We start from the raw sequence: 11,653 nt of genomic DNA, 5'->3' as shown, positions 1-11,653 counted from the left end.
CCTCTTTACCGTCATTAAAAATTCATTAATCTTTTCCCCAGCACTTCCATTTAGGTGATAATGCATTTTGCAATCCTTTGTTGTTTTTCTCAAATATATTTCAAACCAAGGATTGCAACCTTGCAGATCATTTTTTAATTAAATCAACTTAATTTCACATCTTGTAGTATTTTTGGTTCACAGAACCTAGATTTATGGATATTTTATTTCAAGAAGGTAGCTGATTTAATTTGCTAAATCCCCAGCTTTGCTGGTGGTAATTTAACTGATTTTAAAGGGTTTTATAGCCTTTGTTGGATGTGCTTAGAAATAGGTGGAATTAGTAATTGGTGGAGGCGGCGGGGGTTGAACCCGCGTCCGCAAATCCGCACTCTTCAGATCTACATGCTTAGTTCTATCTATTATCTTTAACAGTAATCTGCCCGACAGAACAGGGCGGTCATGCTGCGAGCCTTAAAATTTAGCCTAAATCATTTGGCAGTGATTTAAGCGATCTTGTGATGCATATGAACGAACCGTTAAGACTTTACACAAGCACAAGGTCATGGTTCGTGCGTATCTAGGTTATTAAGCTAGATTAAGCAGCTTTACGTTGCTCAGCCTTAACCGCTTGGTTTTTAGGCACGCGTTTTGCTTTTTCTTTGCCAGTTATTATAAACTGTGTAACGTGTTTTACGAGGCAGATACACCCTCGGCATGCACCGATAGAGCTTGTAATTCCCGTCGAAACCATATTCGCCCCCAGTGATATTTGTAATTTTACCGCCGATAGCAGATGAAATCAAGTTTTTGTTTAAAAACATAGCAATACTTTTAAAAAATGAAACCAAATAAGAATATTTGAGTAATTCTTATATGCATTGGCCTAACGCTATGCAATAATTTATACTATCCTAGTAAAAAGCATAAGCACGGTAGGAGACATTATGAGTCAACAGGGCAAAGACGCATCAAAGACCAAAGCGGATGAAAGACATTTAAGCGGGTTTGATCATGGCCGTATTAAAGTCATCGGTGTTGGCGGTGGCGGTGGTAATGCTGTCAGTTACATGGTTGAAAAGGGATTACAAGGTGCAAAAATTTATGCGATGAACACAGATCAGCAGGCACTAAATAAAAACCTGGCTGATTATAAAATACAAATTGGTGAGCATGTCACAAGAGGTCTTGGTGCTGGTGCAAATCCTGAGGTTGGGTTAAAAGCAGCACAAGAAAGTATTCACTTGATTGAAGAGGCGATATCAGATTGTGATATGCTTTTTATTACCGCAGGTATGGGGGGTGGTACAGGTACTGGTGCAGCGAATATTGTTGCAGAAGTTGCCAGGAAAAAAGGCGTTGTTACCGTTGGTGTCGTGACAACACCTTTCTCTTTTGAGGGACGCCGTCGTGAAGTCCTGGCAAGACAAGGGATATCAGCCTTGCAGGAACATGTCAACTCATTGATAGTTATCCCAAATGATAAATTAAAAAAATCATTAGGCGAGCATACCGCGTTAATGGATGCCTTTCATGCGGCTAATGATGTTTTATATAATGCGATGTCATCAATGACGGGTATTATCCGCACCCCTGGACACATTAACGTTGATTTTGCTGATGTAAAAACGGTGATGACAGCGCCTGGGCTTGCTGTTATTGGAACTGGATGTGCTTCAGGAGAAGATCGTGTTGCTAATGCAGTTGAAAAGGCAGTATCATGTGAGCTATTGGAAGATATCGATTTAAGAAATGCCAAAGGTTTATTGGTTTGTGTTACCTCTAGTAATGATATCTCATTGGGTGAGTTTACCGAGCTTGGTAATCGTATCGCTGAGATTGCTGATGAGGAAGCGCCTGTTATTATTGGTACGGCAATTAAAGAAGATTTGGGGGATGAGCTGGATGTCACCATTATTGCCACAGGCTTTGATGTGGATGTAACCTCAGATCGCCGTGAAAAGGTAATTAACAAAAGATCATCTGATGGTTTATTGTCAAAAGAAGGCCCGTCAGTTACGGTGCCATTGGCACGCAAAATCAAGTCAGATTATCAAGATCCAAAAGACAGCGATAAAGCATAGTTTCCTTACGAATGTTGACTGGGATAAGCTGGAAAGGCATCTTTCAAAGAACTTTAGTGAGTCAACGGGTCGCCCAAGCAAGCGACTTCGTCAGGGAAAGCGCATAAGCAGTATGAATTTGGTGTTAAGACATCTATTGTGGCCACCGCAAAATCTGGTTGGGTCCTATGCTCACATGCAATACATGGTAATCGATACGATGGTCATACACTGAAAGGCGCTTTGTTAAAAGCAAAAGAGTTGAGCGGCGCTCAAGCATTGAGCCACTGATTGGTCATTTAAAGTCAGATCATGGTATGGATCGCAATTATCTCAAGGGTAAGTCTGGAGATAAAATCAACGCCATTTGTGCAGGCATTGGTATCAACCTTAAGCATGTGCTTAGATTACTAGCACCTGCATAGCAATACAACCATTTAACTCGTCAAAGATAATAGGATAGGCCTTGGCTTACGAAACGCGCCTGCCCGTATTTTTTGCAAACTGTATATATTACAACCTGATAGAGGCATGATACTCAAGAAATCAAAATATTTGATAAGACATTTTTATGGGTAGGTGTATTTTGAGTCATGAACTATGAAAAAATTTGACTTTTTCATGGACGACTAGTTAGGGTTCCAAGGCAGTTATGGCCAAAACTAAAAGCAGCTGCAACAAGATAATGCGTTTACCCTGTTGTTATACGACAACAAGCACAAAAAATAAAACGTTTACACTGTCATCAGGCAAGGTTCTAGGTATTTTTGAGAGATCAAGTGATACGCAAATATTACTTGATAAGCTTGGTACAAAATCATAATGGTAAAATCGCGTAATTTCACGCTATTTATTGACTGTGCTTTTTTAGTATCTTAGTAGCCAGATTTACACGGCAGCGTTAACTTTGTGGTAAGAGCCTCATGACAGTAGATGAAGTAAAGGAAATTTGCGGGATACCTCATGATAATACCGTGCTTAGTATTATTGAAGGGCTTGGTGCGTTATACACACCATTAATCGTCATTGTGACTATTATCGGATTTGTTTTAATCTTTGTTGGGCTTATTCGCTTATATCGACATAACAAAATGCAGCATATGCACCGCCACCACTCACCGATGGCAACCGTTTTTTATTTTGTTTCGGGTACTTCCTTAATTGGCATTGTGAGTATCTTGCAGGCTGTTAGTGCAACCTTATTTAAAGGGACAAGTATTATAGATAACCCGATATTAAGTTATAGCAGTAAACTTAATAGCGAAATGATTACAGGGGATAATAATCCCATATGTAGCTATTTTAAACATGCACTTTCAGAAACCGATATGTTGATGCAGATGAAATGGCTTGTTTTTGCGATGTTACTTATCATCGGGCTTATCTCATTTACGCGAGGCTTGTTGCTTTTGATAAATCTGGGTGAAGGCCATGGTCAGCAGGCAAGTAGTGGCACAGCTTTTGTGCATTTATTTGCTGGGATAATTGCAGTAAACGCACAAGGGATATTTACCGTACTGGGTTTGCTTGTTAACTAATTCTTTAAACCAATCAATAGGAGATGATAATGAAAAAAAAGTATAAACAATTACGATTAGGTCGCTTTGTAGCAATAGGCTTTGTGCTGGTTGCTGGCTTGGGTGCATCGGTATCTTATGCCGCAGGCAGTGGAAATGTTGGCGATTTTACAAGATGGGCAGGGAATCTGGTAAAGTATATTGAGCAGTTAAAATACTTTATCAGTATTGTGGCAACTATTGGGGGGATGTGGTTTATTTTTGCCGGTCTTGGGCATTTAAAAAACCATCACACGCCAACTAAAGGTCAGCAGGGAGATCATGTTAGAAATGGTATCGGTCAGCTGGTTGTCGGGACGCTACTTATTGCGATTGTGCCAATGACTCAGATGATCGGTAGTACAGTGACAAAAGGGGCCGGTGACCCAAATGCTTATAATACGTTTGAGATTAAAGAGAAAATTCCTGATGCCAACTAATAAGGTTTTATCTTGTAAGGTAAAAAAAGGCGTGATACTGAGTGCTTTAGGTATAACCAGTTTCATGCTTTTAGGTTGTGCAAGTACAACAAATAAATCGCTTGATCCCTCAATTGCGCAACAAAATCACCTAAACACACAGGTAGACCAGCAGCTTGTGCGCTCAGCATCTGAAATCAAACAACAAATGGATATGATGTTAATGATTGAAAAATCACGAATGGGGCATGTCGATATTCCTTTTAAAACGGTTAAAGGACAATATGCCCAAGCGCTGCAACAGGATATTACGTTATCCTGGTATGGTGAGGTTGAGCCGCTTTTGAAAGAGATTGCCAAGAAATCTGGGTTTCAATTGCAAATCTATGGCAAAAAGCCAGCTGTTTCTATTCTTGTAAGCTTTGGTTCAACAGATACGGCGAAAACAAGTAAGCTTATTGATGTATTGCGTAATATTGATATCCAAATGAAATCACAAGCAAGGCTTTATATTAATGCAGATGAAGGGATTTTAAGTTTGCGTTATACTGATAAGTAATTTAAATAATGAGTAAGCGAATATAATGTGTAAAATAAAAATTATTGTTTCTCTTTCATCAATATTTCTTTTAAGCTCATGTGCACAGATGATGACACAAATGGCTCAGCAGAATTGCACATTAGATGCGGCGTATGCCTCTGGCGTGAACGCAGCAAAAGAAGGTAACTCAATGGATCGAAATTATGCCAGTATTTGCAGTTATATCAATTTGTCAGAAGCGGAAAAATTAAAGCTTAATGCTGAATATCGAAAAGGATATCAATTTGGTTTGAAATATAAAGCCAAGGATGTGAATGTGAATATTACCAATAAGCCTTAGGTGGTTTTATGGGTGTTAAAGCGCAAAAAATCATTCCAAAAAGATAGACAATAGTTAACAAAGCACTTTCAAGTATTTTTACGCTATTTATCCTTATGTCTTATCGGTACAATTTTACCGTGTATAGCAGTCTTAGCCTATCTCTTAAAGTGTAATAGCCTTTTTGTAGCGATGGGCGGTATACGTTATATTTACGTTGTAAAATAAGATAAATGGAGCAATAAATGCCATTGTTAGAATTAGCTGATATTATTGATAAGGTTAATAATAAAGCGGTTGTCAATTACCAGGATAATCAGTATCTAACAATTCGCCAGCGCGCAATTAAAGAAGCTGCCCAAGAGCTTGGGATAAAATCAGGCCTGGCATGGGCAAGTAAGATTATTAATGCGCGCCTTGAAAAGGCAGCAAGTTATTTAGATCAGATTTATAATTTTAATGCCATCGTGCTTGAGAGCAATGTCTTGCCACCAGTCATTTTCTTTGGCGATCAAAGTTTAAGTCTTGATGGCTCTGAAGAAAAGCTTCGTGTAACCGGTGTGCGCTATGAAATTGCACAAAAAGCACGGTTTTATACTGCTTTGCCATCATGGCGTGATTATTTAATCCAAAATTATATCGCACCTGAATGGCCAAACAAAGCCTTGCTACCAGAAAATAGTGATGAAAAAAAGCTTTGGGTAAAAACTTTGGCATATGCCTGGCTTGATGGGATATCGCAAGCAGAAGAAGTTTATAAAGTAAGCTTGGGGCGGTTGACTTTAACCTATAAGGGTATGTTGTTGTACCATCAGCTGGTTGCCTATCATATGATCACACCAATTCATGTCAAAAAAGTTAATACCGGTGTGACGATGACGGATAACCAGATGATTGTTGATGATAATCAATGGTATGTGGATACACAAGCGAAGTTTAATAAGGAGCTTGCACGTTGGCAGCCATACCTTGTTGATACACAAAAAGCAAACAAATGAAGGTCATCAGGTGTTGTAGTGTTTGAGAAAGGTTTGCCCAAGTACCTGTCAGCAGAATGTGTGACAGAACTTCTGCACTATGGTTGTAAAAATGGGATATCTGATCTTTGCCTGCAGTCTCATAAACCTTTGTATATTAAAAAACAAGGGCAATTACATACAGTAGCGGAGCGCGCGCTTACGCAACATGAGATGAAAGCGATCTGTCAGCACCTATATGGTGCGAATGTCGAGGCAGAGCTTGCCAGAAAAGGAGAGCTTGACTTTCGCTTTCAAAGTGATATTGCCACCCACGTTGTGCGTGTGAATATTACTTCAGCGTTTGGTTCATATTTGGATGGCTTACAGATATCTATTCGCTTAAATCAAAGTAAACCGTTAAGCCTAGCCGATTTAGCTGTAAAAGCGCCCTTGTGTGAGTACATGAAACAAGGGCGAGGACTGTATTTGATTAGTGGGCCAACTGGTGGTGGGAAGACAACACTACAAGCTGCAATGATTCAGGATCGTTGCAAGGAAAGTGTGCATGGATTAAAAGTATTGACTTATGAAGCGCCTATTGAATATAGCTTTGATGGACTATCGCTTAATAATTCACTGATATGCCAATCAGAGATTCCAAAGAATCTGCCTACATATGCTGCAGCAGTTCGCAATGCCTTAAGGCGAAACCCTGATTTGATAATGATTGGGGAAACACGTGATCGAGAGACTTTAACTTCTGTGCTAGAAGCAGCTTATACAGGGCATGATGTTATTACCACGATCCATGCATCAGGCGTGGTAGATGTTTTTCGTCGAGCGTTGAATTATTACCAGCAAAGCGAGCGTGACCTTGTTTATTCAGATATGGTGCAGGCCTTGCAATTAATTGTTTGGCAAAATCTTGTTATTGGTGTTGATGGAAAACTTATTGCTTTACGTGAATATTTGCACTTTGATGATCAGATGAAGCAAAAATTATTAACGCTTTCTTATCGTGATGGTTGTGGTTATTTGCAGAAAATGATTAAAGAAAAAGGATGTGATTTATATACACAAGCATTAGAAGCGTATCGTAATAATTCCATTGCAAAAGCAACGTTGGAGAGCTTAGCTGGTATTACATTATCGTTATCAGGCGATGATATAAAAGAGCTTGCGGCAAAACAAAAAGATGATCCATCAATGCTGTTATTTCAGGCACGTAAAGAAAGCCAAACATCATCCCATATGAAAAATAAAGGGGAAGTCCATGCATAATACAGATGCACACTGGCGAGATTCAGCGTTAACGCCAAAATTTTTTATCATTGATGCACGTGTGTGTCTGCCAATTTTGTTAGTATTGCTTCACATTCGTACATGGACGGTTTGTGTTGCGATTGCTGTTTTAATTTTCTTTATATTGCTCGGTCGGTGGCGTATTAGTGTAATTGCATTTTTTCGCTTATTAAGAACTTTTGTCACTGGCAATAGAAAAATCCGGCTTAAGAGGCGTTTATGAAAGCAAAATTTAGAGGATTAAGCAGTAAACAAGAGGTGTTATCCTCAGAAAGTGTACGTGATATAAGACCGATTACCACGCGTGCTAAAGATTTTCTTTCCTCAAGAACGGGTGCAGCTTTAACCTTGGTATTTCTATCTTGTGTGATGTTTGTATTGCCAGTGATAAGTGATGTGATATTTTTATTAATCATCATTATTTTCTGGTATGCATTTTTTGATCTGCCTGCCTTACCATTTAAGCTGCCTGTCTATGCCAAATATGTAGATAAAAATCACTTATCTCCAGCAAACAAACCACAAAAAGCATCAGGGATTTATTATTTTGGTAACGAATTAAATACCAAAGATCAATTGTGGTTTAATAATGAAGACATGCGTACCCATGTTTTGGTGTTTGGTTCAACAGGTAGTGGAAAAACGGAGACCTTGTTATCACTTGCTTATAATGCATTAAATCAGGGCAGTGGTTTTATCTATGTTGATGGAAAGGGGGATAATCTTTTATATTCCAAAGTGTTTTCCATGGCCGAGAGTTTGGGACGCCAGGATGATTTGCTGGTATTAAACTATATGACGGGTGCACAAGACATTATTGGACATCAAAAAACACCGCTATCCAATACGATGAACCCCTTTGCGATCGGTTCATCAAGCATGCTATCACAGTTAATTGTCAGTCTTTTGGGAGGTTCCAAAGACTCAGGTGATGGTGATATGTGGAAAGGGCGGGCAATTTCTTTTGTTGAAGCTTTAATGCGCTTATTGGTATACCTTCGTGATGAAGGCCTATTACGTCTTGATGCTGGAGTTATTCGAAAATATTTTGTACTTGATGTGCTTGAAAGCCTTGTCTTTGATCAGGTGATTGTGGATGCTGAAAATAATACCACAGAAATTGATGTACAGTTTCCCTTTAGTGTGGTCGATCCGTTGATGAATTACTTATCAACGCTACCTGGCTATCAAAATGCCAATAAAGGTAAACAATCGGATAAAGCCTATGAACAGCATGGCTATATTACCATGCAGTTAACCCGTGTCTTTGGCTCCCTTGCTGATGTTTATGCACACATTATGAAAGCAGATATTGCCGAGATTGATTTTAATGATGTCATTTTAAATCGGCGCATTCTTGTGGTCTTACTGCCGGCATTGGAGAAATCGCCTGATGAGCTATCAAATCTTGGGAAGCTGATTGTCGCCTCATTAAAAGCGATGCTTGCCTCAGGACTTGGCAGTAAAGTCCATGGTGAATACAAAGATGTGATTGAAACCAAACCAACTAATGCAAAGCATCCTTATTTGTGCATTTTGGATGAATATGGTTATTATGCCGTCCCTGGCTTTGCCGTGGTGCCAGCACAAGCAAGATCACTTGGGTTTTCAGCTGTCTTTGCAGGACAGGATTTACCTGCCTTTCAAAAGGCATCAAAAGAAGAAGCAGCTTCAATCTGTGCCAATACGAACATTAAAATATGTATGAAACTGGAAGATCCAACCGAGACCTGGGAGTTTTTCCAGAAAAATGCAGGTGAGGCATATACTTCAGTGGCTAAAAGCTATCAGGTCAGCCCTGAAAGTGTATCGATGCGATACTTAGATGCTAAAGAGGCAGGTATTGAGAAAAGAGCACGTATTGATTTGATGGATTTAAAAGATCAAAAACCGGGTGAGTTTCATATTTTCTTTAAATCGCAGATTGTGCGCGGCAAGTCTTTTTATGCAAATCCACCAAAGACAAAATATATTCATGTCAATCAATTTATTCGAGTAAAGCCGATAGATGTTAAATTAACCAAAACCCTAAAGGCGATGGTTTCTTTTTCTGCTGAGCTACCACAAGATAGATTGCTTCCAGCTAATTTACATCAGCTAATAAATGACCAAAATAAAGATAAAAAGATACAAGTGATAACTGATAAAACCGCGTTGAGTGATCACTACTATCGCTATGTTGAAAAAGCGCTTGATGAACCTCAGGACAAAGAAGCGCACCAATTAATTGAGATGGATGAAGGTGATTCTGGTGCGCTTGAATCAAATGTACAGGAGCACGTTATCGATGCGCAATTTGGTACGAAGCTTATTTATTCTAAGATTCCATTAGCTGAAAAAATGGCCAGTGAATATTTTGATTTTGATTGTATTGATTTTGATGATTATTTAATTTCTGCAGAGATGCTATCAAGCACGTTTAAAAAATTTGGTTTAAGCCATGGTTTGTCTTTAGATGAGATTAAAAAGTACAAACAAGCGCTTATTGAGCTTGTTGGGCAAACAGAGACAGGATGTTATCAACAAAAAACCTCCAACGAGGATATCCAGACAATTTTAGATAAAGCGCAGCTTGTTTTTAATGCTGATGAAAGTGAAGAAGAGGTGTCATAAGATGGATATTTCAAAGGATATTTTAGCAATGTTATCATCCCATGTTGATGAAGGTGAGCTCCAATTTATTTATAATAAAGCGCCCGTTGATCAAAGCCTGGTATTTAAGCCAGAAGGGCTGTTAGGGCTTTATATTGATAAGATTACCCCGCGGTTTAATTATGTTTATAACCACAAAATTGTGACGAAAACCACGTTAGATCGTCAAAGCTTATTAAAAAAGCAGGTTTTATTAAATGATAAACCCCATATCTGCTTTTTGGTGGTGTTTGTTATTTACCATGAATTACTGGCTTTTATCAATGGGAATATAATCGATTTAGATCGCTATTTTAACTAGTTGAGGTTTAGTTTATGTCAAAAGGTGCACAATCAGGTCAAGAAGGCAGTGAAATGTCATGGTTTTACGTGATTGCACTTATTGCAATTATTTTATTAGGGACATATTACTTATTTCATGATTCAGTAGTGAGTCTTATGTTTTCGATAAAGCAATTTGAGTTGCGTTTGATAGGTTATTTTACCACGCGCTATGAAGGTGTTTCTCAATGGGCAGTGCATACGGCTTTAGGTGAGATAAGCCTAAAGGATATACGTGATTTATCCTTTGTGATTGGTAATGCATTGCTTTATCCTTTTTTGCTGTTATCAAGTGTGCTTGTGCTTTTATTATGGTTTTGTTACCCAAAAACCAAATTTCAGAAAACATTAGATATGAAAAGTTTACGGGCGAGCTTAGAGAACCAGTTACCGTATTATAATGCTTTGCATTATCTGGAAGATAATAAGAAAACACCGCAGAAATGGTCGATGGCGCTCTCACCAGAAGCATTTGCGAAACATCATGGCTTACTATGTGAGGATGATCAAGGAAAGGTGCTATGGGATGGACAAAAAGCGCATACTGTTATGGTGGATCAACTAGGTGAATTATGGCCTGGGCTTGAAAAGCTTGCCGTTCATCAGCAGATTATTTTTGCCATTTTAAGTGCGTTTGCCCTATATGCGCGTGAGGAGGCAGAAAGCGTTTTATATGAAATATCGCGTAAAATAAAAGAAGACAGGAAAATTGATTTTAATCAGTATCGTTATTTAATTGAAAAGTATGCAAAAGATCAAAAAATTATGACATTGATTGCAGGCAATGCTTATACATATACGGTGTTTACAAGCTTATTGATACATGCACGCAAAACAGGCATTGTGACTACCTCTACTTTTTTATGGCTTAAATATATCGATCGAAGACTTTGGTATGTACTTAATAACGTTGGGCGTCAAAGTGTGTTTTGTGAAGCCGCAGCAGTCCGTGCGCATTGGCTTGTAGAGCGTGATGTAAATCGTGCAATTAAAACGCCAATGATTGATGAAGCAATTGTTGGGCTTAAAGATAGTTTAGGCGTGTGAATAAGTCTTGGCAGGTATGTTGAAAATAGCGTGGTTTTACGGTATGGATAGGTGTAAAAAAATACTAAACTATATGGAAAGAATATACCCTAACTGGCGGAATGATGCTGATCATGTCCCACCGGCACATGATTGCCCTTTTGAAAATTGCAATCAAATGAAGCATCCCCCTGAGTATGCTAAAAGTAATTAATGAGATGAACAAATGAGTGCGCCAAGCAAAGCTAAGGCAATCAAGCTGGACAATCCAGCCCAGAAAAAGGCTAGCCACCAGTCTGGAACCGAACTACACATAATGCAAGGTAACGAACATTATGAAGCTGTAGTAAGGGCGGTCTATCAGCCACAACGCAAGTGAAGGTATTGAGCCCCGTAATATATCATCGTCGCACCTGATCAAGGTTTTCATTTGCCTGAAATCAGCACTACGCAATACGTAAAGGCGAGTATGCGTGGAGGTGCCGGGGTCTGAGTCCGTAGCGGGTAGATGAACTG

Annotated in this window: 13 protein-coding genes and 1 other RNA gene; 13 read left to right on the top strand and 1 reads right to left on the bottom strand. The window is 39.0% G+C overall.

Annotated features, from left to right (window positions below; genetic code table 11):
- Positions 1–327: 327 nt before the first annotated feature.
- Positions 328–743: a transfer-messenger RNA gene (ssrA, locus tag DNK84_RS05190) on the bottom strand.
- A gap of 183 nt (positions 744–926) precedes the next feature.
- On the opposite strand from ssrA, the gene ftsZ reads away from it, so the two are divergent.
- The 13 genes from ftsZ to DNK84_RS14245 all read left to right on the top strand — a co-directional run bounded on the left by ftsZ (position 927) and on the right by DNK84_RS14245 (position 11,516).
- Positions 927–2,063 carry a cell division protein FtsZ gene (ftsZ, locus tag DNK84_RS05185; protein WP_119343499.1) on the top strand — a complete coding sequence of 379 codons (1,137 nt, stop codon included), beginning with the start codon at positions 927–929 and terminating at the stop codon, positions 2,061–2,063.
- A gap of 631 nt (positions 2,064–2,694) precedes the next feature.
- Positions 2,695–2,865, top strand: a complete 171-nt coding sequence (locus tag DNK84_RS14250; RefSeq protein WP_162902243.1) for a hypothetical protein — start codon at positions 2,695–2,697, stop codon at positions 2,863–2,865.
- A gap of 100 nt (positions 2,866–2,965) precedes the next feature.
- Positions 2,966–3,580 (top strand): hypothetical protein, encoded by a 615-nt coding sequence (locus tag DNK84_RS05180; RefSeq protein ID WP_119343498.1) that lies wholly within the window; start codon positions 2,966–2,968, stop codon positions 3,578–3,580.
- Between the two features lie 29 nt (positions 3,581–3,609).
- A complete protein-coding gene (locus tag DNK84_RS05175) occupies positions 3,610–4,038 on the top strand; it encodes a hypothetical protein (RefSeq protein ID WP_119343497.1) in 429 nt (142 codons plus the stop codon).
- On the top strand, positions 4,028–4,576 hold the full coding sequence (locus DNK84_RS05170) for a DotD/TraH family lipoprotein (protein WP_162902242.1): 549 nt from the start codon (positions 4,028–4,030) through the stop codon (positions 4,574–4,576). Before DNK84_RS05175 ends, DNK84_RS05170 begins: the two co-directional genes overlap by 11 nt.
- Before the next feature lie 25 nt (positions 4,577–4,601).
- Positions 4,602–4,898 carry a hypothetical protein gene (locus DNK84_RS05165; protein WP_119343495.1) on the top strand — a complete coding sequence of 99 codons (297 nt, stop codon included), beginning with the start codon at positions 4,602–4,604 and terminating at the stop codon, positions 4,896–4,898.
- Positions 4,899–5,122: 224 nt separating this feature from the next.
- Positions 5,123–5,875 carry a type IV secretory system conjugative DNA transfer family protein gene (locus DNK84_RS05160; protein WP_119343494.1) on the top strand — a complete coding sequence of 251 codons (753 nt, stop codon included), beginning with the start codon at positions 5,123–5,125 and terminating at the stop codon, positions 5,873–5,875.
- A gap of 60 nt (positions 5,876–5,935) precedes the next feature.
- Positions 5,936–7,117, top strand: a complete 1,182-nt coding sequence (locus tag DNK84_RS05155; protein WP_162902241.1) for a type IV pilus twitching motility protein PilT — start codon at positions 5,936–5,938, stop codon at positions 7,115–7,117.
- Positions 7,110–7,361, top strand: coding sequence for an IcmT/TraK family protein (gene icmT / locus DNK84_RS05150; RefSeq protein WP_119343492.1), 252 nt, complete (start codon positions 7,110–7,112; stop codon positions 7,359–7,361). Before DNK84_RS05155 ends, icmT begins: the two co-directional genes overlap by 8 nt.
- A complete protein-coding gene (locus tag DNK84_RS05145) occupies positions 7,358–9,751 on the top strand; it encodes a type IV secretory system conjugative DNA transfer family protein (protein ID WP_119343491.1) in 2,394 nt (797 codons plus the stop codon). The genes icmT and DNK84_RS05145 overlap by 4 nt, the downstream gene beginning before the upstream one ends.
- A 1-nt stretch (position 9,752) precedes the next feature.
- Positions 9,753–10,091 carry a hypothetical protein gene (locus DNK84_RS05140; protein ID WP_119343490.1) on the top strand — a complete coding sequence of 113 codons (339 nt, stop codon included), beginning with the start codon at positions 9,753–9,755 and terminating at the stop codon, positions 10,089–10,091.
- A gap of 14 nt (positions 10,092–10,105) precedes the next feature.
- Entirely contained in the window at positions 10,106–11,158 is a 1,053-nt protein-coding gene (gene icmP, locus DNK84_RS05135) for a type IVB secretion system coupling complex protein DotM/IcmP (RefSeq protein WP_119343489.1), read from the top strand.
- Between the two features lie 205 nt (positions 11,159–11,363).
- Positions 11,364–11,516 carry a hypothetical protein gene (locus tag DNK84_RS14245; protein WP_162902145.1) on the top strand — a complete coding sequence of 51 codons (153 nt, stop codon included), beginning with the start codon at positions 11,364–11,366 and terminating at the stop codon, positions 11,514–11,516.
- The last annotated feature ends 137 nt before the right edge of the window (positions 11,517–11,653 follow it).

The sequence above is a fragment of the Facilibium subflavum genome (assembly GCF_003574485.1).
Taxonomy (GTDB): Bacteria; Pseudomonadota; Gammaproteobacteria; order Francisellales; family Francisellaceae; genus Facilibium; species Facilibium subflavum.
The sequence above is the reverse complement of the archived record's forward strand: the minus strand, read 5'-3'. Positions and strand labels throughout refer to the sequence as shown.